General features: G+C 58.9%; 21 protein-coding genes and 1 tRNA gene. 9 read left to right on the top strand and 13 right to left on the bottom strand.

The window, feature by feature from the left end; translation table 11 throughout:
- The first annotated feature begins 203 nt into the window (after positions 1 to 203).
- Positions 204 to 279: transfer RNA gene (locus ACR0I8_RS19035), tRNA-Lys, on the top strand.
- Positions 280 to 829: 550 nt separating this feature from the next.
- Complete coding sequence (locus ACR0I8_RS19030) at positions 830 to 2,416, top strand: glycosyltransferase family protein (protein ID WP_170692310.1); 1,587 nt, start codon at positions 830 to 832, stop codon at positions 2,414 to 2,416.
- A 1,058-nt stretch (positions 2,417 to 3,474) separates the two neighbouring features.
- Here the strand turns inward: ACR0I8_RS19030 and ACR0I8_RS19025 are convergent.
- The 5 genes from ACR0I8_RS19025 to ACR0I8_RS19005 are packed head-to-tail and all read right to left on the bottom strand — an operon-like array spanning position 3,475 to position 7,681.
- On the bottom strand, positions 3,475 to 4,017 hold the full coding sequence (locus tag ACR0I8_RS19025) for a DUF3833 domain-containing protein (protein ID WP_170472846.1): 543 nt from the start codon (positions 4,015 to 4,017) through the stop codon (positions 3,475 to 3,477).
- On the bottom strand, positions 4,014 to 4,631 hold the full coding sequence (locus tag ACR0I8_RS19020; protein ID WP_170661782.1) for a DUF3833 domain-containing protein: 618 nt from the start codon (positions 4,629 to 4,631) through the stop codon (positions 4,014 to 4,016). The genes ACR0I8_RS19025 and ACR0I8_RS19020 overlap by 4 nt, the downstream gene beginning before the upstream one ends.
- Entirely contained in the window at positions 4,628 to 5,851 is a 1,224-nt protein-coding gene (locus ACR0I8_RS19015) for an MFS transporter (RefSeq protein ID WP_170692307.1), read from the bottom strand. The genes ACR0I8_RS19020 and ACR0I8_RS19015 overlap by 4 nt, the downstream gene beginning before the upstream one ends.
- Positions 5,851 to 6,396, bottom strand: a complete 546-nt coding sequence (locus tag ACR0I8_RS19010) for a hypothetical protein (protein WP_170692304.1) — start codon at positions 6,394 to 6,396, stop codon at positions 5,851 to 5,853. Before ACR0I8_RS19010 ends, ACR0I8_RS19015 begins: the two co-directional genes overlap by 1 nt.
- The gene (locus tag ACR0I8_RS19005) at positions 6,350 to 7,681 is read right to left on the bottom strand and encodes an FAD-dependent oxidoreductase (protein WP_170692301.1); all 1,332 of its coding nucleotides are present in this window, start codon (positions 7,679 to 7,681) and stop codon (positions 6,350 to 6,352) included. The genes ACR0I8_RS19010 and ACR0I8_RS19005 overlap by 47 nt, the downstream gene beginning before the upstream one ends.
- 228 nt (positions 7,682 to 7,909) lie before the next feature.
- Between ACR0I8_RS19005 and ACR0I8_RS19000 the strand changes: the two genes are divergently transcribed.
- A complete protein-coding gene (locus ACR0I8_RS19000) occupies positions 7,910 to 8,635 on the top strand; it encodes an SDR family NAD(P)-dependent oxidoreductase (RefSeq protein WP_170692298.1) in 726 nt (241 codons plus the stop codon).
- A 16-nt stretch (positions 8,636 to 8,651) separates the two neighbouring features.
- Here ACR0I8_RS19000 and ACR0I8_RS18995 read toward each other — a convergent pair whose 3' ends face one another.
- Positions 8,652 to 10,304, bottom strand: a complete 1,653-nt coding sequence (locus ACR0I8_RS18995; RefSeq protein ID WP_170692295.1) for a Y-family DNA polymerase — start codon at positions 10,302 to 10,304, stop codon at positions 8,652 to 8,654.
- A 61-nt stretch (positions 10,305 to 10,365) separates the two neighbouring features.
- Positions 10,366 to 10,653 (bottom strand): I78 family peptidase inhibitor, encoded by a 288-nt coding sequence (locus ACR0I8_RS18990; RefSeq protein WP_170692292.1) that lies wholly within the window; start codon positions 10,651 to 10,653, stop codon positions 10,366 to 10,368.
- 130 nt (positions 10,654 to 10,783) lie between these two features.
- Between ACR0I8_RS18990 and ACR0I8_RS18985 the strand changes: the two genes are divergently transcribed.
- A complete protein-coding gene (locus ACR0I8_RS18985) occupies positions 10,784 to 11,896 on the top strand; it encodes an S-(hydroxymethyl)glutathione dehydrogenase/class III alcohol dehydrogenase (RefSeq protein WP_170528655.1) in 1,113 nt (370 codons plus the stop codon).
- 54 nt (positions 11,897 to 11,950) lie between these two features.
- Here ACR0I8_RS18985 and ACR0I8_RS18980 read toward each other — a convergent pair whose 3' ends face one another.
- From ACR0I8_RS18980 to ACR0I8_RS18970, 3 genes are all read right to left on the bottom strand, one after another.
- Positions 11,951 to 12,889, bottom strand: coding sequence for a DMT family transporter (locus ACR0I8_RS18980; RefSeq protein WP_170692289.1), 939 nt, complete (start codon positions 12,887 to 12,889; stop codon positions 11,951 to 11,953).
- Positions 12,890 to 13,031: 142 nt separating this feature from the next.
- Positions 13,032 to 13,445, bottom strand: coding sequence for a group III truncated hemoglobin (locus ACR0I8_RS18975; RefSeq protein ID WP_170679550.1), 414 nt, complete (start codon positions 13,443 to 13,445; stop codon positions 13,032 to 13,034).
- Positions 13,446 to 13,493: 48 nt separating this feature from the next.
- Positions 13,494 to 16,412 carry an error-prone DNA polymerase gene (locus tag ACR0I8_RS18970; protein ID WP_170692287.1) on the bottom strand — a complete coding sequence of 973 codons (2,919 nt, stop codon included), beginning with the start codon at positions 16,410 to 16,412 and terminating at the stop codon, positions 13,494 to 13,496.
- Between the two features lie 111 nt (positions 16,413 to 16,523).
- On the opposite strand from ACR0I8_RS18970, the gene ACR0I8_RS18965 reads away from it, so the two are divergent.
- Positions 16,524 to 16,988 (top strand): DUF1203 domain-containing protein, encoded by a 465-nt coding sequence (locus ACR0I8_RS18965; RefSeq protein ID WP_170379539.1) that lies wholly within the window; start codon positions 16,524 to 16,526, stop codon positions 16,986 to 16,988.
- Here ACR0I8_RS18965 and ACR0I8_RS18960 read toward each other — a convergent pair.
- Entirely contained in the window at positions 16,985 to 17,977 is a 993-nt protein-coding gene (locus tag ACR0I8_RS18960) for an ABC transporter ATP-binding protein (protein ID WP_170692444.1), read from the bottom strand. The genes ACR0I8_RS18965 and ACR0I8_RS18960 overlap by 4 nt on opposite strands.
- Before the next feature lie 87 nt (positions 17,978 to 18,064).
- Here ACR0I8_RS18960 and ACR0I8_RS18955 point away from each other — a divergent pair, with 87 nt between their 5' ends.
- The 4 genes from ACR0I8_RS18955 to polA all read left to right on the top strand — a co-directional run bounded on the left by ACR0I8_RS18955 (position 18,065) and on the right by polA (position 22,491).
- On the top strand, positions 18,065 to 18,244 hold the full coding sequence (locus ACR0I8_RS18955) for a zinc-finger domain-containing protein (RefSeq protein ID WP_170379537.1): 180 nt from the start codon (positions 18,065 to 18,067) through the stop codon (positions 18,242 to 18,244).
- A 90-nt stretch (positions 18,245 to 18,334) separates the two neighbouring features.
- A complete protein-coding gene (locus ACR0I8_RS18950; RefSeq protein WP_170692284.1) occupies positions 18,335 to 18,997 on the top strand; it encodes a YrbL family protein in 663 nt (220 codons plus the stop codon).
- Positions 18,998 to 19,151: 154 nt separating this feature from the next.
- Complete coding sequence (locus tag ACR0I8_RS18945) at positions 19,152 to 19,622, top strand: hypothetical protein (protein WP_170379533.1); 471 nt, start codon at positions 19,152 to 19,154, stop codon at positions 19,620 to 19,622.
- 70 nt (positions 19,623 to 19,692) lie between these two features.
- Positions 19,693 to 22,491 (top strand): DNA polymerase I, encoded by a 2,799-nt coding sequence (gene polA / locus ACR0I8_RS18940; RefSeq protein WP_170692281.1) that lies wholly within the window; start codon positions 19,693 to 19,695, stop codon positions 22,489 to 22,491.
- A gap of 43 nt (positions 22,492 to 22,534) precedes the next feature.
- On the opposite strand, the gene ACR0I8_RS18935 is transcribed toward polA, so the two are convergent.
- Positions 22,535 to 22,765: a DUF2798 domain-containing protein gene (locus ACR0I8_RS18935; RefSeq protein WP_170472889.1), complete on the bottom strand. Its 231-nt coding sequence runs from the start codon at positions 22,763 to 22,765 to the stop codon at positions 22,535 to 22,537.
- Between the two features lie 49 nt (positions 22,766 to 22,814).
- Positions 22,815 to 23,594, bottom strand: coding sequence for a TIM barrel protein (locus tag ACR0I8_RS18930; RefSeq protein ID WP_170692278.1), 780 nt, complete (start codon positions 23,592 to 23,594; stop codon positions 22,815 to 22,817).
- Positions 23,595 to 23,672 lie beyond the last annotated feature (78 nt).

Below are 23,672 nucleotides of genomic sequence, written 5' to 3'. Positions count from 1 at the left end.
GTCCTGCGATGAATCCACCCTGTGGCGTCGATTCCTGAAAAAAGGGCTTGACCCCCCTGCACCACCTGCCTAATTAGGCCGCCTATCGGGTCGCCGGAAACACTGATTACTCTGGCGAAACGAGGTGCAAAATAAGGTCTTGAACCCGGTCGGGAAAATGCCTTAAAGAGCGCCACGGATCGTAAAGATCCAGACAAAAGAGTGGGCCGTTAGCTCAGTTGGTAGAGCAACTGACTTTTAATCAGTGGGTCGCAGGTTCGAATCCTGCACGGCTCACCACTTTTCATAGTGGCAGATGACACGAAGTTTGTCTCTTTCGACAGGGGTTTGCCGCTTTTTAGCGCTGATCAATAGAATCTGTTCATCGTGAACTATTTGCCTGCCGTGGATTTGGGCGTTCTCGATGGTTTTCAGACAAAAACCGCGTTCACAAGCGCATCAGCTTGCCGCGGCTTCTGAACTATTTCATTTGGCTTGTGTCTCTTGTTCTACATTCTCGGTCCTCCGTTTCTCAAACATATCGGTAGTCCAAATAAATGGGGCATTACAGAGCACTGATACGGCTCCCTATGGGTTAGGACGCTATGGTTCTGCAGTAGTTCACGTCATTAAAAAAATTAGAGCTAAAGTCTAAAATTCTTAGCAGCTAGTAGCGAATATGTGGGTCGGACGCGATTGTGTTCAGCCATAGTAAGGCGGTGCAAGCAGGTTGACCTTTTAAAGTGGCCGCAAAAAATTGGCTTGGCGGGATTGGTTGCGCTGAAATCAAGTCGCCCTCGTGACACGTAGCCATCAAATTAATGCCGGAATGATTAGCTAGTTCCCCAACATGACTACGATTGAAACAATTGATGAATATCCGTCTCGTAACGTGGATTGCGCAATAGTCGCAGTTGGCGCAATCACATTCGCCGCTCTCTGCGTCCTCTATTGGCCATTTGTGGCTGATGATGCATATATCGTCGGGCGATATGCGCAAAACGCTGCAGCAGGAAACGGGCTGGTTTATAATATTGGTGAGCGGGTTTCTGCACTTACCTCACCGTTGCACGGACTGCTGGAAACGGGACTAGCATATTTCGGTTTCGATCCAGTCGCGAGCTATCGGGTCGTTGCACCGATGCTAGTACTCGCAGGCTGGCTTGCGGCAATACGCGAGACTGGGCTACGCGGACCAGCGCTTGTGTTTTTCACCGCTTTGTCGCTGTTTTCTCCATTCGTCGTGCTTTGGACTGTTGGTGGTTTGGAGACGCCGATACTGTCCTGCCTCGCAACGCTGTTTATATCGCGCCTTGTCGTAGTGTCTCGAATGGGTGCCGCGGAAGGGCGCGACTTTGTTTGGCTCGGATTTTTGGCCGCGCTGATGTTCCTGACCCGCTACGATAGCGTTCTTGTTACCGGACCGGTCTTGCTGGCTATTGTCATGGTCGAGTACCGCCGCCCGACTCTTTGGGGCAGCGCCGCGCTGTGCGTTATTATGGCATCAAGTTGGCTGAAATTCTCAGCCCTTTACTATGGCGATATTTTACCAACCTCGTTCTACGTCAAATTGGCTTTTGGTGGACGTGTCGCCCTCGACAGCCTTTCAGCCCTTCTCAACTTTGCCGTCCTATCCGGTGTAGGTTTCATAGTGCTCTTTACGTGGTCCAAGCCGTCAGCAGAGCGCACACCACTATCAAAAGCAATCCTCAGAGGAGCATCCATCAGTGCAGTTATTTTTCTGATTTACGCGAGCCGAGCATCTGGTCAGCATATGATGTTTGGCTACCGTCTGTTCGTGCCATACCTCATGGGCGTTAGCCTGGTGTTATCGCAGGCGCTTGCAAAACCTCGCCCTGTGTTGGCCGCGTTGGTTGTCGGATATCAGGCCATCATGGTTGCGGTCGTTGCTTTTGTCGGAATAAACCCCGCGCCGTTAACAAAGTTACCTCCACTAAACCGGGCATACGTGGAGTATGAGTACATTACACCCGCGACATACGGGCAGTTCATGGACATGCTGCGTAACGATGCCGAAGCAATTAAGGCGCATTGGCGAGAAGCAGGTATCAAGGGCACGCCGCGCATCTACCTGCGTACCGGTGGCACGGGATATTGGTTGCCGGATTTCTATGTCTACGAAACACTGGTCTCCTATCGTCATGACTGCGGTGTGCCGACGCTATCAATGATCAACGCATCGCAATACATGCAGCAGCTTGGGTTCAGTCTTTCCGGCACTGTCGTTGAGGATCGCGGGCGCGAACGCGACGATATCCCGAATGACGCGCCACTTCTCTTCGCAACGACTATGGACTGGATGGGCCCGGAAGTGACGGGCTATCTGTTCGGTCCAGAACCGAAGCCACTGCACCTAGGCCCGCAAGTTGTGTCGAAGTGCATTCACGGATCTCAGCCGTCCAATAATCAGGGTTGACCCAACGGTCCCCGCCGTCAATGCAACTCGTCTGAGTTATTTTAGTGATCACCGAGGCGGGCTGGGAGGCTGCTGGATCGTTCACAATAACCAGAACCGGCATAGACCCGTTCCCACCTGTATCCGTCCGTTTGGCGAACGCTGGCGGGCATACGCTGAATATGCAGGTCGGAGAACTGAAGCACGACTGTAAAGCGGCGGCCGGGGGCCTGCCTTATTCAGTTGTAATGAGTGCCTCCATACCCCCAACCGACTAACAACGCTAACACCGACTTTTTGCCGGGATGCCAGTTGTAGTTGCTGTTAGTGTTGTAATGGCCATTAGGGTTGTAGGAGGTCTTACCTCTCTGAAATGGTCTTCCGCTATATTTGGGAACACGGAGGAAACACATGGCCAACAAGCGACCAAAGCCTGAAGGGACTGTCACAAATTTACGGCAGGTAGAAGTTCTGACTGGGCAAGGTATGCTGCATTTGGATGCGATCCAGCAGCTTGGCGTGACTAAATAGACTTACTACCGATGGAAGACGTAGCACGGTGGAGTGGGCACGGACCAATTGAAGGAGCTGATGCCAGGTTTCTGAGGATCGGTTTTATCTCCGCCAAAACGGAAAGCGCTTGAGGTAGAAGTGCCGGTCAGTGACACCACCTTTGGTTGCTTGTAAAAATTACACTTATATTTAAACGTGTTGAATGGCGACTTTCCAGTGGATTTCCGCCTGCGGAATTCGAAAAAATTGGCAGATTCAGCTAGATTTGCTATCCTTTGACCAAAGGGCGTCAGAAACCCGGGGGCAAAAATCGAGCAGAAATCAGGCAAATCTTCACAGGTGGTGTGGGTCAAAATACCCGAGCATCTCAATGGCACTCGGCGCGGGTTGTTTTTCTTGTGGGCCGAGGTCGAGCGTGCTCAGGTGGAGGCCAAGGCCGCGCCACCGCCCTCTGAGCCACGCGCACCTGAGGCGAACAAGATATTCGGTTGGGTTGATGAGTTTATCTTCTATGACCGCGACAGGGCTGAGCAGCCGGATCAGCGCGCCGAGGCCCCGTCGGGCCGTCACAGTTTCTCGAAGAACAGGATGACCTCGCCTATACGAACGCCAAAACGCGAAACATAGGCACGGTTCAGCAGACGGTCATCTTCCAGAAGCCACATCCAGTCGTCAAAGTTCACACGCATGGTGCCCTCTTTGATCGGCAGGTCGATCTTGTATTTCCAGTTGAACGTATCTCCACGCTCAATCCCGTCAGCAACACCCAACACGCCCGGCGCGGTGCCGGTCCAGGTGTCGTCGCCGGTTTTAGTCAGGGTCCAGATGCGCTGTTCGGTTGCGCCATCATCGTAGACGAAATCCTCGACCAGGGTCAGGGTTTCTCCGTCCCAGGTGCCGTCGATCTCAACCGTGAAACGACGCGGTACATTGCCCAGAATGTCTTGGAACTGACCATAGGCCACGGTCTTGCCTTCGAAGAACTCCTCGAGGTTCAGCTGCCGATCGGACAGAAAGCTTTTGGGTACCCGCGGTTTGGCCGAGCAGGCCGCAAGCAGTGTCAGGCTGGCGATTGCGATCAGAGAGATCAGAAAACGCAACCGGGTCATTGCAGCGGCCTGTTTTCAGCGTCCGCATCATACCCGTTTGCGCCGGGTACATGTGCGGTCTGCACCTCGGGAGCGGGTCGCATGGTTGCTACCAGTTCAGCCACCTTGAGGCCGAATTTGCGCATCTCTGAGCGGTTCATAATCGCTCCGTTTTCGGTCAGGTACATCCAGTCGGTGACGTCCAGCGTGTGCCCTCCGGCGTCTTCGGGCAGGATGATCCGGTAGGACAGCTTGACGGTCGAGCCCGAGATCACGCCTTTTCCCTCACCGACGATATCGTCTGCCGTGGCCGTGAACGTGTTGCCGGTGCCCAATGTCAGATACCACTTTCGGGTCATCTGTTTACCGTTGGAATAGGTGAACCACTCTGCCAGAGTGCCCGTGTTTCCATCCCATTCACCGACCATTCGGGCAACAAAGCTGTTCGACATCTTGCCGTTGGGGCCATAGATCAGCCCCTCGGACAGGATATCTCCGTTCAGGTGTTTGGTCAGGGAAAACTCTGGCCCCGTTCCCGAATAGTCAGCCGGGGATTGTGAGCGAAAGCTCAGGAACCGTCTTTTGACCGCCACGATAACGAGGATGGCGAGCAAAATCACAACAAGCGTATTCATTTAGCTGGGACCTCCGTAGGCAGGGTCAAGACCATCCCGAATGCGCCCAGCTTTAGGATGCAGGGCAGCAGGGCATAGGCGAATGTGAGCGTGTTCAGAGCCTGTGCCGAGTTGGCTTGACCGGGTGAAAAGCCGCTGCGTTCCAGCAGGGGCAGGGTGAAAAAGGCAGCGAGCGCAAGGCCCAGCTTGCCAGCAAAAGACCAGATGCCAAACGCGGCGGAGGCATTCAGCCCCGCGCGTGTCAGCACCACGGAAAACATGGCGGGCAGGATCACGATATCCGCTCCTGCGGCTGCGCCCGAGGCCAGGCAGATCAGGGCAAAGGCAGTCAGCTCTCCGGCTGAGAGGGTGGCCGCGCCGATGAAGGAGGCGATGCCCAGCGGCATGGCGATCATCAGGGTCTGTTTCGGGCCGATCCGATTGCTGAGTCGCGCCCAGAGGGGCACGCTGGCCCCGGCGCTTAGGAAAAACAGGATCAGTAATGGGCCGGCCATTCCGGAAAGTTGCAGTTTGTCCTCGACGAAGAACAGAAATAGCGTGGCGGTCAGGGCTACCGGCAGGCTGTTGATCAGCGCCAGAACCAGCAGGCGGAGGGCGCCGGATTGTCCGAGCGCGGTGAACGAGATGCCCTCGCCCGTGATCGGGGTGCGTCGCCACATTGGTATGGTGACGATCAGGGTTAGCAACGCCAGCGCGCCCAGAAACAGGCCAAAGGCGGGATAGCCCTGTCCCTGCGCGCCGAAAGCAACGAAGAGGGCCGGAGCGCTGGCGGCCAGAACGACGCCGGTCAGTTGCCCGCCTTCGCGGAAGGCGGCGAGGCGCATCAACTCTTGCGGGTCGGCCTGTTTGGCCAAAGTTGCGCTGCGACCGTAAAGCAGGATGGTGCCCAGGCTGTAGGCCGAAAACAGAAGTACGAGGATGGCGACCAGCGCGCCGACGCTGGCCCCATCCGGCAGGCCGAACAGCAGCGGAAACCCGACCGCCAGCCCAAGCGCCGCCAGAGCTGCAAACAGCAGCTGCGCTCCCGGCCAGCGGTCGATGGCCCAGCCGATCAGCGGGTCTTGCACCAGATCGACCAGTCGGATCACCAGCAGCACGGTTCCGATCACCCCAAGGCCAATGCCCAAATTCACCGCCGCAAAGCGCGGCAGGTGAATATAGAGCGGGATACCCGCCGCAGCGAGCATCAGCGCATAAAGGCTGACCCGGGGATACAGCATCACTGTCCCTTCAACTGCCGTGTAAAACTGGCGGACCGAGTGTTGTCGCCAAGAAAAATCGACATGAACGATTTCTTGATGCCGGTGTTGGTTAGTGTGCAGGTTTGTGCACCATTGCGCCAAAACCCAACTTTGTTAGGTCCTTCGGATATGGCCAGATAGCTGTCACCTTTGCTGACTGCTTGAAAGCAGGCCTCTAGCTGGGCCTTTGTCGGCGCGGGATTGCCTTGCCTTGCCATCTCATCCAGCGTCGACTCTACAAGAGCCTTTTGTGCGAGGTTTTTTCGATAAGTCAGTTGCAACCCGAAATCCTCGGTCCAATTGAATGCCGCTCCAGCAGGCGTGAATAGCTTGGCGTCATAGACAGGCAGGCCCAAGAACCTAAATGTCGAGCTGCCCAAAAGCTTGGGATCACTCAGTTCGTTGGACAGAGGCGACGCCACTGCCCCACCACTCGACAGTAAGGCGATCGACAGCAGCGCCGCGCGCAAAGTGGGTTTATTCGGCGGCCACATGGATGGCCGGATCTTTTTCAAGAATGCCATTGTCAGCTCCGGTAATGTGCGGGGCGCCACGCAAGCGTTCGACGACATGCATCGCGCTGGCGATCCCGTCTTCGTGAAACCCGTGCCGGTTATAAGCTCCGGCGTACCAGGTGTGATTTTGTCCCTGCATGTCGCGAATTTGCCCCTGCGCTTTCAGCGCGGCTCTATCGAAAACCGGGTGGGCAAACTCGACTTGGTCATAAATCTTGTCCTCGGCAATTTGCGAAGACGCGTTCAACGATACAAAGAGCGGATCGCTGTCCGGGATGTTCTGCAAGCGGTTCATCCAATAGGTCACGCCGACATCCCCGGCTTGCGAGCGATAGGTCCAGCTGGACCAGCAGGCGCGCCGCTTTGGCATCTGGCTTTCGTCACAATGCAGGATCGCGTGATTGGGCTGATAGCGGATCGCGCCAAGGGCCGCGGCCTCATCCGCCGTGGCATTGTCGCCCAGAATGGCCAGCGACTGGTCCGAGTGGGTCGCAAGGATGATCTCGTCAAACTGATCGGCGTGGCCCTGGCTTGTAACCGTTACGCCGGTCTCATTCCGCTGTACGTTATCTACCGGAGCCGCAAGACGGATGTCGCATCCGCGCGACCGCAGCGCGGCATCTATCCGGCGCACATATTCAATGCTGCCACCTTTTACCGTATACCACTGATGCTGGTTAGCGCGCCCGCTGGCCAGCAGGGCGTGGTTGCGGAAGAACTGCACCAGTGAGCGGGCCGGAAATTGATCCACAAACTCAACCGGCGTGGACCAGATCGCGCCGCACATCGGCATCAGGTAGTTGTGGCGGAACCAATGACCCAGACGCATCTGGTCCACCAGTTCTCCGATGGTTGTGTCATCATCCTTCGCCGCATCCGGGGCCTCTTTACTGAAGCGCAGAATGTCCGAGATCATCTTGTAGTAAGACGGGCGCAGCAGGTTGCGTTTCTGAGCTGTCAGAGTGCGCAGCGTGTTCAACCCGTATTCAATGCGGCCATTATCGATGGTCGCGCCAAAGCTCATCTCGCTTTTCTCGACGGGGACGTTCAGCTCATCAAACAGCTTGGTCAGGTGGGGGTAGGTCGCATAGTTGAAGACGATAAAGCCGGTATCGACCGGTTGATCTCCGTTTTTGCCCGCCATCACGGTTCGGGCATGCCCGCCAAGGCGCGGTTCGGCCTCATAAACGGTAATATCGTGCTGTTCTGAAAGGTAGTAAGCTGCGGATAATCCTGAAATGCCTGCACCTATTACTGCGATTTTCTTGCGCTCGCCTCGCGTTTCGTCGAACATGTGATCCCCTTAAGTGCGACATTTATCTAGGGATACGTAGCAGGTTCTGACGCGGATCAATCAGGTTAGATTATATTTCCCAACGCACTATATTGTGACTTCGTGGCAATATTCCCTCAGCTGGGGATGATCCGACCGGTTGGCTTGGTCGTAAAATATACATGATAGCTGAAGCAGAACCGAAACCGCGCATAGGGCGTTGTTTCATGGTTCCACGATAGGGCAGGCATGACCGGTTTCGAAGGAAAGACGTATTGGATTGTAGGCGCGAGCGAAGGGCTCGGGCGCGCTTTGGCGCAAGCGCTCAGCGAGCGTGGTGCGCATCTCGTCCTGTCGGCGCGCAATGCGGATCGGTTGGCCGAGATCTGCGCAACCCTTCCCAATGCGCGCGCAGTGCCTTTTGACGTGACCGATCTTGAGGCCGTGCGCCGTGCCGTGGCTGAAGTCGGAGAGGTCGATGGTCTTGTCTATAACGCCGGAGCCTACGAGCCGATGCGGACCGGTGATTGGGATACCGAGGCGGTTTTGTCGATGACCGACGTGAACTACACTGGTGCCCTTAGGGTGTTGGGTGAGACCGTGCCGGGCTTCGTGAGCGCCGGACGCGGGGATATCACTCTAATCGGTTCTCTGTCCGGTTATCGCGGTTTGCCTGCGGCGGTGGGCTATGCGGCCAGTAAGGCGGCCTTGGTCTCGCTGGCCGAGACCATGCGATTTGATCTGGCGGGTACGGGCGTGACGGTTCGGATCGTCAATCCCGGCTTTATCAAAACCCGCCTGACCGAGAAGAACAACTTCAAGATGCCCATGCTGATGTCGGCTGAAGACGCTGCGGAGCGTGTGATCAAAGCGATGTCGCGCCGCCGGTTCCGCACCGATTTTCCAGCTCCGTTTTCCTGGGTGATCCGGTTGCTGGACTATCTGCCCGACATCCTGATTTATCGCGGAAAATAGACCCTAATTTGGTCTTCTAGCCAAATTGCCCCTGGCAGAACCAGCCTGCGGACATGGTGCCGCCGTGGCCATAAAACAGCCAGAGCCTCTCCCCCTGTTCGGTCACCACAACCCAGTAATCGCGCACGCCGCTGCGCCAGTTGGGGTCATCCAGCCACCATTCCGGCGCGATCCGTTCCGGGCCGGTGGCTTGTGCCAATTGCCAATCACGCCCGCGCCAGCGAAAGGCGGAGGGCACATCCGGGGTTTCCGGGGCTATTACCGGCTCGGGCTGCCACATCTGCAGGGGGCGCGGGCGTGGCGGCGCAGGCCAGTCTCGCGCCGGTTCGGACCATGCTGCCGCTAGCACCTGCGCGGTTTTCTCGGGGATATGCGATGCCGCGGGGTGACGCCTTGTAATGACCTCTAGCCCCACCCGTGCGCCCAGTTTGGCCATAAGGTCTTCGACGGCGGTGTTGCCCTCAAGCCGGTTGCGGGCCACACGGCGGGCCTCGGCATGACCGGCAATGGTGCGGGCGTGGATGGGTTCCGTCTGCACCGCCTCAAGCCGCAGCATGTCAATGCCATAGCCCGCGTCGATCTTGTCAATTTTCATCTCTAACAAAGGGCGAATGCGGTGTTTGTCATGGGTCGGGCGGGCCAGCCCAACCTCGATGACCTCGGCCGCCTGATCGGCACGATGAGCCTCAAGCCGCAGGGTGCGGATGCCGCGGCCCTTTTCTTCCAGCTTGGTGCAGAGTGTCGGCAGAACCCGGTCGATGGCGGCCATCACATCCTCGACCAGCCCAATCGGATTGGGCAGAGTCATCCGCACCGCGAAGTGATGCGGCGGGCGGGCCGGAGAGACCGGCTCGGGCGCGCTGCCCATCGCCTGATCCAGCCGCAGCACCAGCCCGCGCCCGAACCGGCGGGCCAAACTGGCGCGCGGTTGCCCCAGCAGATCCCCGATCCGGCGCAAACCCAGACGGTTCAGCTGTGCCACGACCTGATCCTCAAGCCGCAGCGCCGCGATGGGCAGCGGGCTGAGCGCCCCATAAGACTGCCCCGGAGCGGCGATCCGCGCCCCGCCGCCCAAGGCCACCACCTGCGGTGCGGCCCCGCCTTTGGTCCAGTGTCGTCGCTTGCTGGCCCGGGCACGGGTGGCGCGGGCCTCTTGGCTGATGGCGTCTCCGTTGCGGTCGGAGATGGCCTCTTGCCCGGCATAGCGCGCCAGCGCCCAGGCCGCGCCCAACGTGTCGGCAATGCCCATCTGCACGCTCAGGCCCATATCGGCGCAGTCGACCTCCAACACGCGCAGCAAGGCCTCTTCCCCGCCAAACAGATGCGCGCAGCCCGAGAGGTCAACGATCAGCCCGTCCGGAGCCTCTTCGGCGACCCAAGGGCTGAACTTGCCTGCCCAGCGGCGCAACGCGGTCAGGAACGCGGCCTCGGCCGGGGCATTGCGGTGCCGCGTGATCAGGGACGCGCACATGGCATGGGCATCGCGCACCGGCTGACCCACCTGCAGCCCGGCGGCCTGAGCTTCCGCGTTCAGCGAGGTGATCACCTGCATGTTCGACTGCTCGGCCACCACGGCCAAAGGTCCGACATGCAGCCCCCGCGCGGCGCGGATCAGTCGTTCAGCCCCCAGACGGGGAAACCAGAGTGAGAGTATTCGGCGTTTTGGCATCGGCAGACATCAAAATGTTCCCATTTTGTTCTTGCCCGAGAATCAGCGCCCGAGTCCACCCCTACCCGCAGGTCAGGCGCTGAATGATGCCCGCCTCGTTCACGAAGACATTCAGCCGGTCGATGCGATAGTCCTGTGTCGCAATGTCATTGGGTCCTAACACCCGCGCGCGCTCGGGCAGGCTGGCCTGAATGGTCGAAACCGGCTGGCCGATGGAATCGGCAAACGGATCGCCTTTGCAGAAGGCCAGATCGACAGGCGCAGCCTCGGGCTCAAGGTCTGCTCCGTCCAAGGTAGAGGTTTCGGCACAGGCGGCCAGAAGGATCAGGATCGGGATAAATCGGTGCATTGGCGTTCCCCAGTATGACAATGTCGTTTCTGCAATATCAAATGTTTAGCCAATCTGCCATGAAAGTGCAGTTGAAAACACCCTGCATTTGACGCAGGGTCGGGTCAAACAAGACTGGGAGACAAGCACCATGCGCACCCGTGCAGCCGTCGCCGTTCAGGCTGGCAAACCTTTGGAAGTGATGGAGGTGAACCTCGAAGGCCCCAAGGCGGGCGAGGTTTTGGTCGAAGTGAAGGCCACCGGCATCTGCCATACCGATGAATTCACCCTGTCCGGCGCAGATCCCGAAGGCCTTTTCCCGGCCATTCTGGGCCATGAAGGTGCAGGCGTCGTGGTCGAGGTCGGCCCGGGCGTCACCAGCCTGAAGCCGGGCGACCATGTGATCCCGCTCTACACACCCGAATGTCGGGAGTGTGAATACTGCCTGCATCCAAAGACCAACCTGTGTCAGGCAATCCGTGAGACTCAAGGCAAGGGCCTGATGCCTGATGGCACCTCGCGCTTCTCGACCTTGGATGGCGATCCGATCCTGCACTACATGGGCTGCTCGACCTTCGCCAACCACACAGTCCTGCCTGAGATCGCGCTGGCCAAAGTGCGTGAGGACGCACCCTTCGATAAGATCTGCTACATCGGCTGCGGCGTCACCACCGGCATCGGCGCTGTGATCAACACCGCCAAAGTGGAAATCGGCAGCCGTGCCATCGTGTTCGGTCTGGGTGGTATCGGCCTGAACGTGATCCAGGGCCTGCGCCTAGCCGGAGCTGACCAGATCGTCGGTGTCGACCTGAACCCGTCGAAGGTCGAAATGGCCACCAAATTCGGCATGACGGATTTCGTTAACCCGACCGAGGTCGAAGATGATCTGGTGCCCTACCTGGTCAACCTGACCAAAGGCGGAGCAGACTATACGTTCGACGCGACCGGCAATGTCGGCGTGATGCGGACCGCTCTGGAAGCGGCGCATAAGGGCTGGGGTGAGTCGATCATCATCGGCGTTGCACCTGCGGGGGCTGAGATCTCGACGCGTCCGTTCCAGCTGGTCACCGGTCGTTCCTGGCGCGGCACCGCCTTTGGCGGCGCGCGGGGTCGGACCGATGTGCCGAAGATCGTCGACTGGTACATGGAAGGCAAAATCGAGATCGACCCGATGATCACCCACACCATGGGTCTGGACGACATCAACCACGGTTTCGACCTGATGCATAAAGGCGAGAGCATCCGCTCGGTGGTTGTCTACTAAGGCTCTAAACCAATTGAATTCGCCTAAGCGGCGCGCTGTTCAGCGCGCCGTTTTTCATTTGCCGGGTCGTGATGCACCCGTATCTGACCTTGGTGACCGCACCCGCAGCACCGGCGTGTTGGCCGAGGTGGTGTTCGACCGGCTTTCGCGCCAGACGACGAAGATGCCCGAGGCGATGATGACGCTTGCGCCGACCGCGACCCAGCCGTCCGGGTGTTCGCCAAAGAAGATCATGCCGAACAAGGTTGCCCAGATGATCTGGCTGTACTGGCTGGGGGCCACGACGCCCGCTGGCGCGGCACGATAGGCCAGGATGATCAGATGTTGTGCGATCACCGAGAACACGCCGACCAGAGCCATCATCGCCAGATGCAGCAGCGATGGCGGTTTATAGACTGCCGGCTGCATCAAGCTCATGACCACGATCGCCAGCAGCATCGGGTAGAGGATCAGCACGGCCGAGCGTTCCTCATTCCCGATCTTGCGCACCAAGACAGAGCCTAACGCGCTGCAAAACGCGGCTGTCAGAGCGGCCATGTGGCCGAGCGTGATATCCGTCGCGCCGGGGCGCAGGACGATCAGAACACCGATCAACCCGACGCCGACCGCGGCCCAACGTTGGAAACGCACGACCTCTCCTAGAATCGGAATCGACAGGACCGTGACGAACAAGGGGAAGGCAAACAGCAGCGAATAGACCTCGGCAAGAGGCAGGACCGAAAAGGCATAGAAAGCGCAGACCATGGATGTGACCATCAGTGCCGACCGGAGCAAGACCAGCCATGGGTGGTGTGGCAGGAAATTCCCGGTCGTGCGGTCCGTCAGGATCGTCACGGCCATAGGCACAAAGGAAAACAGCGTGGCGAAGAAGATGATCTGCATCACCGAATAGGTCCCGCCCAGCACTTTGATCAGCGCGTCATGGCTGGCAAAGACCGCGAATCCCAGAAACGCGAAACCAAGTCCCCGGAGGGTGGTGTTTTGAGTGCTCATGATCTGGCCTCAGGCGATGTCGGTGTGGTGGCTTTAAGCCGGCGCAGCCAAATGGGCTGTCTTTTCCCTGAGTAGACGCATTTTCCCGGACCGCATAGCCCCTATTTTACCGCTAACACAGCAAAGCCGCCATGTCGTGAGATCAACGCAGGATCGGCGGCGCGTCCTTGGGCTGTCGGGCGGATTGCACGCCCGCTTTCATCCCCACACCGATCCGCCGCGCCAGCGCGACCCAGGGGGTGGCTGTTTTCTGAGGTAGGGTTTGGGTGGCGACCTCCTCGAACAGGTCCAGCCAATGAGCGAACATCTCGGGCTGCACGTCGGGTCTTTCGCTATGTACACGTTGCGGATTGCCGTTGTAGCTGCGCTCATAAAGGATGGCGTTGCGCCAGAAGGCGGCGATCTTGTCCTCATGCGCGGGCCAGTCATGGACGTGCTTGTTGAACACCGGCCCCAGAACAGCATCCTCGCGCACGCGGGCATAGAAGGCACGGACCTGCGCGTTGATCTGGTCCGGCGTCGCAGGAAAGCGCGGGGGCAGTGTGGGTCTGGTCATGGCGGTCTCGGATTTCGACTCTAGACCGGGACATATCCGGGGCGGAGGTCAGGCAACAGGTGTGGTTTTGTCGCGCGGCTCGGGCGTCAGCAGATGCCGGATCAGGGCCACTGGATGCGCCTTCAGGCTGAGGCGGGTGGCGACGTAATCCTCGACCACCTGTTCGCCCAATGTCATCTGCGGCAGGTAGGCTTCGGGTTCATCCAACGTCTCGCCTTCCAGATCCTGTGAAAACAGCGGCAGAGGTTTAGCGGTCGCAATCGCCTTGGCCTGCCACAGAGCCTCGCGCCGGGTCAGATCGCAGGCGGCAAAGGCATCGGCCTCGGCCAGACGTTCGATCACCGACGGCCCCAAGCCTGCGCGACGCCAGACGTCATCCACTTGGGTGTAGCCGTTGCCGCGCGCGGCGGTCAGCCAGCTGGCGTCCTCCTCGCTGAGGCCCTTGATCTGGCGGAACCCCAGCCGCAGGGCCAGCCCACCATGGCCGTCGGGTTCCATCACATTGTCCCAGAAACTCGCATTGATGCAGACCGGCCGCACCTGAACCCCATGCTCGCGCGCATCGCGCACGATCTGGGCGGGCGCGTAGAAGCCCATCGGCTGCGAGTTCAGCAGCGCGCAGGCGAAAATCCCCGGATGGTGGCATTTGATCCAGGCCGAGGCATAGACCAGCAACGCAAAGCTGGCCGCGTGGCTTTCGGGAAAGCCATAAGACCCGAACCCTTCGATCTGGGAAAAACAGCGCTCCGCGAAATCCTGTTCGTACCCGTTGCGCTTCATCCCGCGCAGGAACAGGGAACGGAACTCGCTGACATTGCCATGTTTCTTGAAGGTTGCCAGAGACCGCCGCAGCCGGTCCGCCTGTTCCGGGGTGAAGCCCGCGCCGACAATGGCGATCTGCATCGCCTGCTCCTGAAACAGCGGTACGCCCAGTGTTTTGCCCAACACATCCCCCAACGCGTCCGAGGGGAAGCTGACCTCCTCCTCTCCGTTCCGGCGGCGGATATAGGGGTGGACCATGTCGCCCTGAATCGGGCCGGGGCGGATGATAGCGACCTCGATCACCAGATCGTAGAAATTGCGCGGTCGCATCCGGGGGAGGAAGTTCATCTGCGCCCGGCTTTCCACCTGAAACACCCCAATAGAGTCTGCTTTGCACAGCATATCATAGACCTCGGGGTCCTCGGGCGGCAGGGTGGCGAGGGTATAGCCGGTCTGATGATGCTGTCCGATCAGGTCGAACGCCTTGCGGATACAGGTGAGCATCCCGAGGCTGAGGACATCGACTTTCAGGATACCCAAGGAGTCGATATCGTCCTTGTCCCAGCAGATGACCGTGCGCCCCTCCATCGTGGCGTTCTCGATGGGAACAAGCTCGTCCAGACGTCCCTCGGTGATGATGAAGCCACCAACGTGCTGTGACAGGTGACGGGGGAAGCCGTCGATCTCATAGACCAGCATTAGAGTCTGTTTTAGCCGTCGATCTTCAGGATCGAGGCCGATTTCGCGCATCCGGTGCGCCTCGAGCCCTTTGGTCGAGAAAAAGCCCCAGAGCTGTGAGGACAGGGCCGAGATCGTGTCCTCGGTCAGACCCATGGCGCGGCCGACCTCACGAATGGCACGCTTGCCGCGATAGTGAACAACCGTGGCGCAAAGGCCCGCGCGTTCGCGGCCATAGCGGTCGTAGATATGCTGGATCACCTCCTCGCGGCGCTCGTGTTCGAAATCGACGTCGATATCGGGCGGCTCGTCGCGGGCCTCGGAAACGAAGCGCTCAAAAACCATCGTGCCCATCTCGGGGCTGACCTCGGTGATGCCGAGGCAGAAGCAGACCACCGAATTGGCGGCCGAGCCACGTCCCTGACACAGGATGTCGCGCGAGCGGGCGAAATGGACGATATCGCGGACGGTGAGGAAATAGGGTTCGTATTTCAGCTTGCCGATCAGCCTCAGCTCATGGGCCAGCATCTTTTTCGCTTTCTCGGACGCACCTGCCGGATAGCGCCATTTCAACCCCTCATGCGCCAGGCGGTGCAGGCGTTGGGTCGGGGTTTCCTGTTCGCTACCTTCGCTGGGGTATTCATAACGCAGCTCATCCAGCGAGAAGGTGAGCTGCTCGCTGAGGTCATAGGCGCGAGTGACGGCCCCCTCGTGACCTTTGAAGATCCGCAACATCTCTCCCTCGGAGCGCAACCGCTGTTCGCCGTTGGCCAGCGCGTCGCGACCCAGCTCATCCACCTTGCGGCGCAGGCGGATGGCGGTCAGCACGTCGGCCAGCTTGCGGCGCGCGCCGTGGTGGATCATCGGCGCGGCACTGGCGAGGGTGGGGATGTCGAGTCGCTTTGATTCAGTCTCTAACAAAGAGAAATATGTACTATCCGCGCCATCATAGCGAGGGTGCATCAGCAGATGCATCCGCCCACCAAAGCGGCGCGTCAGCTGTTGCGCCTGTGTCCGCCACGCGCTCGCGCCGCCCTTTGATCGGTCTGCTTGTGGCCATAGCAGCAGGTGGAGGCCGTCGGAAAACTCCAGCAGGTCGGACAGGTGCAGGATGCAGTCGCCCTTTTCGGCGCGCAACCGGCCTGTCGACAGGATGCGGCACAGGTTTCCCCAGCCCTGCCGGTTCAGGGGCAGAGCGGTGACGGTGGGCGCGTCGGTGAAGATCAGCCGCGCTGCCGGGATCAGGCGGGGGACCGCGTGGATCGGATAGGACGGCGGCTTGGGGATGTGATCGGGGCAGGGCGGGCCTAGGCTCGTGTTCTGCGCCTCCCACTCCAGCCGTTCGCGCACCTTGCGGGCGATCTCGCGGGCTTGGGTGTGGGCACGGACGATCCCGGCGACCGAGTTGTCGTCGGCAATCGCGATGGCGGGCAGGCCCAGGGTCACGGCACGCTCCATATACTCCTCGGGGTGAGAGGCCCCGGTGAGGAAGGTGAAGTTTGACGTGATCGACAGCTCGGCATACATGGCGAGTCACTATTATATTCACGTTTTGTTCTTTTTCGAGTCCTTTGCGCAGGAACCGGGTCGCTTGCGGCTGATCAGGAGGGCATGGTTTGGGAAAAAAGGAGACCCGAAATGTTCAAGATCACCGCACTTCCCACTGACGAAGTCCGCGCCCTGCAGGCGGGTGGGCCAGATGCCTACGGTGCCACGCCAGAGCGGGCTGTTTCCACCGGCGCAGGTAATCCCTGTCGCCATTGCTTGCAGAACATCCCAGAGGGGCAGGACATGCTGACTTTGGCACATAGACCCTTTTTAGAGCCACATCCTTATGCAGAAACCGGCCCAATTTTCCTGTGCGCCAAACCATGCGAGCGTTACGAAGGAGATGCATTGCCGGAGATACTGAAGTCTTCCCCCGACTACCTGATCAAGGGCTATGGTAAGGATGATCGGATCGTCTACGGCACGGGTGCCATCACGCCGACGGACCAGATCGGAGCCAAAATTGCTGATATCTTTGCCAGAGCGGACATCGCTTACATCCACGTCCGATCAGCGCGGAACAATTGCTATCAGGCGCGGATCGACCGGGCCTAGAGCTTGACCCGGTGCATACCCCGGCGCGGCTGATCCTGATCCTCGGCCGGGGTGTCATCCGCGCGCGATGAGGTCAGCGCAAGGAACACATCCTCGAGGTCTGCTTCTTCGGTTCGGACGTCGCGGATGCGGATATTGGCGGCGCGCACCGATTCCAGAACCTGCTCGGCGCTGGTCTGGGCGCTGCGGTACTGCAGCACAAGGCTGCCATCGTCGCGCAGGTTGGCCTCGACACCATCCGTCATGGGCAAATCGGTAACGGGGCTGTCAGGGGCGATCACCATCGTTCGGCTGTCCATTCGGCCCAGCAGGTTGGCCGTGCTGTCCTGGGTGATCTTTTCACCGTGATTGATGATGGCGATCTCGTCGCACATCTCTTGCGCTTCTTCCAGGTAATGCGTGGTCAGGATAATGGTCATACCCTGCTCGTTCAGCTTGCGCACATTGGCCCAGAGCATCTGGCGAAGCTCGATATCCACGCCTGCCGTTGGCTCGTCCAACACCAGGATCTTGGGGTGATGCACCAGCGCCTTGGCCAGCAACAGCCGACGCCGCATCCCGCCGGACAGCGTGCGGGCATAGGCCTCGGCCTTGTCGCTCAGGCCCACCAGTTCCAGAATCTCATCACTGCGGCGTTCGGCCTTGGGCACACCATAGAGACCAGCCTGAACCTCCAACGCACCACGTGGGGTGAAAAAGGGATCGAGGTTCAGTTCTTGCGGCATGACACCGATGGCAGCGCGGGACGAGCGTGGGTTCTTGTCCTGATCATATCCCCAGATCGAAACATGGCCGGAAGACTTCACCACCAACCCCGCAAGGATGTTGATCAGGGTCGATTTCCCCGCCCCGTTCGGACCGAGCAAACCAAAGACCGACCCGCGCGGAACGGTCAGGTCAACGCCCTTCAGCGCGTGTTTTTCGGGCTGGCATTTGCCGCCGCGATAGGTCTTGCGCAGCCCTTCGATCCTGATTGCCGCATCGCTCATGTGGCTCTTGCCCCCGGTTTGCTCATCGCTCATAAACGCACCTAATGCATGCCCGCGAGGCCGACAACCAGTGAAGGATCGCCAGCCGTGACAATCGAAGCGCCGGAAACGAAGATCGTGGAAACTTCTCGTGTTGCCTGTGATGGCGGCGAAGGCGCGTTGGGACACCCGCGGGTGTGGCTGCAGATTCCGGAAGACACCGGTTGGGTCGAATGCCCCTATTGCGATTGCAAATATGTGCTGGCGGATGGACATTCACAAAACTGACGCATAACTGTTACATCAACGGCGGCCGTGGTTGATTTGGCTTTTCATGGCCGGTACAGCCGTTTGTCTACGGTATAAAACGGAACCCAAATGCTCTTTCCAGCGCAGCCTTTACAGCTGTCAGAACAGGATCTTTTGGCACGTGGTGGTCAAAGAAACGTATATGCGTGCCCAGGTCGGCCAGAGCTGCTGATCAAAATCACTAGGCCGCGTAAACGCCCTATTCGGTCGTACACCAAGCGGCTGATCCAGCAGGTGTTTCCCGATGCAAAATATCGTAACGCCCTCAAAGAGATGGAATGCGAGTTGAAGGCGGCCTTGAAAAGCGGCTCTGACATAGCGAAACTACCTGTCGCGCGCGCATTCGGAATTGTTCAGACTGATGTCGGCCCGGGCATTATTGTAGAGCGGATTCAGTCTGAGGATGGGCAACTTGCTCCGCAGCTGTCATCGGTGTGCAAACAGGGCCAGTTGACGGACGACGTTCTGAGCGAACTCAACAGTTTTGTACATCGGTTGTTTCAGCTTCAGATCGTAGGGCGCGACATCCACCCCGAAAACATTGTCTACGGGCTGCGCAATCAAACCAGACTATTCGTTCTAATTGACGGGTACGGAGAGCGCAATCTGGTTCCTTTGCGCACGCTGAGCCGTCGTTTGAACAACCGTTCGCTTAGCAAGCAAATGCAGTATATCGCTGATCGCACGGGGCTGCTCTGGGACAAGTCGCAGCGGGTCTTCCGCACTACATGACAGCCCCGATAAATAGGGCGCTGCAGCGGGTGCGGTCTTTTCTATGGTCAACAAGGCACAAAACGATCCCGAAGAGCTCCTTACCCGCCCTCTGCCCAAATCTTGCCGCGATTGTGATGGTACTAAGGTGGTGCAGTCAGCATAGGTGAGTGTGATGACGGACATTTCTGCAACTGAGACTGCCAACCCTGTGTTCGGTTGGATCGGATTTTGCCTTGCGGCGATGGCCTTGTTCGCGGCGTTGTTCGTATTTTGGGCCGGGCCGTTTGCGCCGCAGCAGTCCACCGGCGTGTCACTGGGGGAGCTGGCGGCCGAGTTTGGGAAATCCACCCTGCGTGCTGCTGCTGGGCTAGAGCAGCCCGAACCTGTCGCCCAAACTCGTGATCTGGACGATTTCCTGCAGATCGGTGTCGCCATGCTGGGCGGTCTGGCCATTGTCGTTTCTGCTATTGGCATTTTGCGCCATGAACGGATGCGGCCTGCCATCGCCGGGGTGACCATTGGCGTCGGCGCAATCCTGTTTCAGTTCTTCGCGATGGCCTTCTTTGCCTTCCTCGGCGCGCTGATTATCATGGGGCTGCTTCACAGTTTCTCGGATGTGTTTGGCGGCCTCTTTGGCGGTTAACTGACGTTCCTCACTGGTCAGTCGCGTGGCCCTGTGGCAGAACCGTCCCTGACCGACAGGGAGCACGCGCATGAGCAATTTCGGAAAAGGATGTCACCTGCATCTGATCGACGGATCGGCCTTTATTTTTCGGGCCTATCACGCGCTGCCTCCGCTGACGCGCAAGTCGGATGGTTTGCCGATCGGGGCTGTATCGGGCTTCTGCAACATGCTGCAGAAATATGTTGAGGGGAACGCCGGCCCCGATGCGCCGACCCATGTGGCGGTGATCTTTGACAAGGGCTCGCATACGTTCCGCAACGATCTTTATGATCTCTACAAAGCCAACCGCGAGGCGATGCCCGAGGATTTGCGCCCGCAGATGCCGCTGACTCGCGAGGCCACCCGCGCGTTCAACATCGCCTGCAAGGAATTGGAAGGCTATGAGGCTGACGACATCATCGCCACGCTGGCCGTTCAGGCGCGCGATGCGGGTGGGCGCGTGACCATCGTCAGCTCGGACAAGGACCTGATGCAGTTGGTCGGCGGCGGCGTTGAGATGCTGGACGCCATGAAGAACAAACGCATCGACACGGATGGCGTGTTCGAGAAATTTGGCGTCGGGCCAGATCGCGTGGTTGATGTGCAGGCGCTGGCCGGGGATAGCGTTGATAACGTGCCGGGGGCTCCGGGAATCGGCGTCAAGACGGCGGCTCTGTTGATCAACGAATATGGCGATCTGGAAACTCTGCTGGACCGTGCGGAAGAGATCAAACAGCCCAAACGCCGCCAGACCCTGATCGAAAAGCGGGATCAGATCGAACTGTCGAAGAAGTTGGTGCAGTTGGATGAGAACACGCCGCTGGATTTCACCCTCGACGACCTTGAGGTTCAGGACCCTGACCCCGAAACCCTGCTGGGCTTTCTGGCAGAAATGGAGTTCCGCACCCTCACCAAACGGATTGCCGACAAGCTGGGGGCCGAGGCTCCGGTTATCGCCGATGCGCCCGCGCCAGTCGCGGAAGAGATTATTGCCGAGGCGATCCCGTTTGACGCGTCGAAATACGAGTGCGTGCGGGACGTGGGCGCTTTGCAGAAGTGGATTGATCAGGCCTATGAACGCGGCTGGGTTGCCGTAGACACCGAGACAACCGGGCTGAACGAAATGATCGCCGATCTAGTCGGCATTTCGCTTTGTATCGAAGCCGGTGAGGCCTGTTATATCCCGCTGACCCACCGCGACGGATCGGCGGATGATCTGTTCGGCTCGGATGCGCTGGCCGAGGGGCAGATGCCGCTGGATGAGGCTCTAACACTGTTAAAACCGCTTTTCGAAGACCTCTCGATCCTCAAGATCGGGCAGAACATGAAGTACGATGCCAAGATCTTTGCGCGCTACGGAATCGAGGTGGCTCCGATCGATGACACGATGCTGATGTCTTATGCCATGCATGGCGGTGAGCATGGGCATGGAATGGATACTCTGTCCGAGCGCTATCTGAGCCACACGCCGATCCCGATCAAACCGTTGCTGGGGTCGGGCAAGTCGGCGATCACCTTCGACAAGGTCGCAATTGATGAGGCCACGGCCTATGCGGCCGAGGATGCGGATATCACGCTGCGCCTGTGGCAGTTGTTTAAGCCGCAGCTGCATCAAGTTCAGGTGACAACGGTTTATGAAACGCTCGAACGCCCGCTGGTGCCGGTTCTCAAAGAAATGGAGATGCACGGCATCAAGGTCGACCGCGATGTCCTCAGTCGGATGTCGAATGCCTTTGCGCAGAAAATGGCCGGTTTAGAGGCTGAAATTCACGAGTTGGCCGGTGAGAACTTCAATGTCGGCTCCCCCGCGCAGTTGGGTGAAATTTTGTTCGACAAGATGGGCCTCGAAGGTGGCAAGAAGGGGAAAACCGGGAAGTACTCGACCGGGGCCGATATTCTAGAGGACCTCGCGACCGAGCATGAATTGCCGCGCCGGGTGCTGGACTGGCGACAGCTGTCGAAGTTGAAATCGACCTACACGGATGCGCTGCAGACCCATATCAATCCGGACACGGGCCGCGTGCATACGTCTTATTCGATCACCGGAGCGAACACGGGCCGTTTGGCCTCGACCGATCCCAACCTGCAGAACATCCCGGTGCGCACCGAGGAAGGCCGTCGCATTCGTGAAGCGTTCATCGCCGAGCCAGGCAATGTGATGGTCAGTCTCGACTACAGCCAGATCGAGCTGCGTATTCTGGCTCATATCGCTGAGATACCGGAGTTGAAACAGGCCTTTGCCGACGGGTTGGACATTCATGCGATGACCGCGTCCGAGATGTTCGATGTGCCACTGGATGAGATGACGCCGGATATCCGCCGTCAGGCCAAGGCCATTAACTTTGGTGTGATCTATGGTATCTCGGGCTTTGGCCTGGCGCGCAATCTACGTATCCCGCGGGCCGAGGCGCAAGGGTTTATCGACCGCTATTTTGAGCGTTTCCCTGGTATTAGAGCCTATATGGACGACACGGTCGCCTTCGCTAAAGAGAATGGCTATGTGCAGACCTTGTTCGGACGAAAAATCCATACGCCTGAGATCAACGCGAAAGGGCCTCATGCCGGGTTCTCGCGTCGGGCGGCGATCAATGCTCCGATTCAGGGGACGGCGGCGGATGTGATTCGGCGCGCGATGGTGCGGATGCCAGAGGCGATCAATGGGTTGCCGGCCAAAATGCTGCTGCAGGTCCACGACGAATTGCTGTTCGAAGTCGCCGAAGATGCGGTGGATGAGGTGATCGGCGTTGCGCGGGACGTGATGGAGGGTGCCTCAGACCCTGCCGTGAAGCTGGACGTGAAATTGGTTGTGGACGCCGGTCAGGGGGCGAACTGGGCCGAAGCGCATTAAGAGGCGCTGCTCATCAGGCCCGGAGGACCCTCTTCATAGCGGGTCAGTCCTGCGGCCTGACCATGCGATTGACGAACCGTTGCACACTGGGGCCAAACAACAGGATTACGGTGAAGGCGATGGGCCAGCAAAAGGCCCATGAGGCCATCCAATCGCCAAGGGTAGAGGGGCCAAAGCCGATGGCTTTGACCGTGGCGATCCCGGTGACGATGCAGGACATCAGCCCGGACATGATCAGGCTGAACACGGCGCGGGCATAGCGGGCAGGGATCATAAGGTGTTTCCTTGGTATCTACGGTACGACGGACCGCCCTATCTGCGGGTCAGAGATCTGCATTGGCAAGAACTGCCTTATGCATCCAATCCAGGGATGAGCTCGTCAAAGCTGTTGAGGGAGTATATTCCGCACTGACCCATCCTTCATAGCCAGAGACCTCCATCGCCTTGAACAGGGTCTGAAAATCCAGATCTCCGCTACCCGGTTCGGACCTGTGGGGTGCTGCGCCGATCTGGGCGTGGATGACGCGATTGTGAAAGCGATCCCAAATCCCCAAAGGATCCGAGTGGATCATCTCTGAGTGAAAGCTGTCATATTGCAGGCCCAGATTGGGGCGATCTACGCGGTCCAAAACCTCCGCGGCCAAATCGTAGTCGTTGAGGAAATAGCCGGGTTGGGACACGGAGTTCAGCGGCTCGATGGTGAAGGTCTGGCCGGGGGCTGTATCGGCGGCCCATTGCAGGTTGCGAACAAAGCAATCCAGCGCCTCAGGCCCTGATGCATAGCCGGACATGATGTGGATCAGGCCGGGTTTGAGCACATCGGCATAGCGCAAGACGCGGCGGATATCGGATTGGAACCGCGCCTCACCGCCTGGAACAGCGGCATAGCCCGGCTCACCCCCGGTGTAGTTCGGCGGAGGCGCGTTGATCAGCACAAGCTCCAGCCCGTTGGCCAGAAGAGCACGGCGGGTCTCTTTCGCGGCCAGCTCATAAGGAAAAAGGATTTCAACGGCCTTGAAGCCCGCCTCGGCCGCGGCCTGGAACCGCTCCAGATATGGGAGTTCGGCAAAGAGCAGAGAGATATTGGCGGCGAATTTGGGCATGAGAGGCCTTTGGGTCGGTGATCCGCCCAAGCTTAGTCTCCACCGATTTTCGAGGAAAGGGATTGAAAACGACAGATT

The sequence above is a fragment of the Ruegeria sp. BG9 genome (assembly GCF_056538305.1).
Note: the sequence above shows the minus strand (reverse complement) of the source record. Positions and strands in the feature narration are given on the sequence as shown.

What these genes read in the sequence shown, in the direction of transcription:
- ACR0I8_RS19030 (WP_170692310.1), top strand. Translation starts at nt 830, where the DNA reads ATGACTACGATTGAAACAATTGATGAATATCCGTCTCGTAACGTGGAT.
- ACR0I8_RS19025 (WP_170472846.1), bottom strand. Translation starts at nt 4,017, where the DNA reads ATGACCCGGTTGCGTTTTCTGATCTCTCTGATCGCAATCGCCAGCCTG.
- ACR0I8_RS19020 (WP_170661782.1), bottom strand. Translation starts at nt 4,631, where the DNA reads ATGAATACGCTTGTTGTGATTTTGCTCGCCATCCTCGTTATCGTGGCG.
- ACR0I8_RS19015 (WP_170692307.1), bottom strand. Translation starts at nt 5,851, where the DNA reads ATGCTGTATCCCCGGGTCAGCCTTTATGCGCTGATGCTCGCTGCGGCG.
- ACR0I8_RS19010 (WP_170692304.1), bottom strand. Translation starts at nt 6,396, where the DNA reads ATGGCATTCTTGAAAAAGATCCGGCCATCCATGTGGCCGCCGAATAAA.
- ACR0I8_RS19005 (WP_170692301.1), bottom strand. Translation starts at nt 7,681, where the DNA reads ATGTTCGACGAAACGCGAGGCGAGCGCAAGAAAATCGCAGTAATAGGT.
- ACR0I8_RS19000 (WP_170692298.1), top strand. Translation starts at nt 7,910, where the DNA reads ATGACCGGTTTCGAAGGAAAGACGTATTGGATTGTAGGCGCGAGCGAA.
- ACR0I8_RS18995 (WP_170692295.1), bottom strand. Translation starts at nt 10,304, where the DNA reads ATGCCAAAACGCCGAATACTCTCACTCTGGTTTCCCCGTCTGGGGGCT.
- ACR0I8_RS18990 (WP_170692292.1), bottom strand. Translation starts at nt 10,653, where the DNA reads ATGCACCGATTTATCCCGATCCTGATCCTTCTGGCCGCCTGTGCCGAA.
- ACR0I8_RS18985 (WP_170528655.1), top strand. Translation starts at nt 10,784, where the DNA reads ATGCGCACCCGTGCAGCCGTCGCCGTTCAGGCTGGCAAACCTTTGGAA.
- ACR0I8_RS18980 (WP_170692289.1), bottom strand. Translation starts at nt 12,889, where the DNA reads ATGAGCACTCAAAACACCACCCTCCGGGGACTTGGTTTCGCGTTTCTG.
- ACR0I8_RS18975 (WP_170679550.1), bottom strand. Translation starts at nt 13,445, where the DNA reads ATGACCAGACCCACACTGCCCCCGCGCTTTCCTGCGACGCCGGACCAG.
- ACR0I8_RS18970 (WP_170692287.1), bottom strand. Translation starts at nt 16,412, where the DNA reads ATGTATGCCGAGCTGTCGATCACGTCAAACTTCACCTTCCTCACCGGG.
- ACR0I8_RS18965 (WP_170379539.1), top strand. Translation starts at nt 16,524, where the DNA reads ATGTTCAAGATCACCGCACTTCCCACTGACGAAGTCCGCGCCCTGCAG.
- ACR0I8_RS18960 (WP_170692444.1), bottom strand. Translation starts at nt 17,977, where the DNA reads ATGAGCGATGCGGCAATCAGGATCGAAGGGCTGCGCAAGACCTATCGC.
- ACR0I8_RS18950 (WP_170692284.1), top strand. Translation starts at nt 18,335, where the DNA reads ATGCTCTTTCCAGCGCAGCCTTTACAGCTGTCAGAACAGGATCTTTTG.
- ACR0I8_RS18945 (WP_170379533.1), top strand. Translation starts at nt 19,152, where the DNA reads ATGACGGACATTTCTGCAACTGAGACTGCCAACCCTGTGTTCGGTTGG.
- polA (WP_170692281.1), top strand. Translation starts at nt 19,693, where the DNA reads ATGAGCAATTTCGGAAAAGGATGTCACCTGCATCTGATCGACGGATCG.
- ACR0I8_RS18935 (WP_170472889.1), bottom strand. Translation starts at nt 22,765, where the DNA reads ATGATCCCTGCCCGCTATGCCCGCGCCGTGTTCAGCCTGATCATGTCC.
- ACR0I8_RS18930 (WP_170692278.1), bottom strand. Translation starts at nt 23,594, where the DNA reads ATGCCCAAATTCGCCGCCAATATCTCTCTGCTCTTTGCCGAACTCCCA.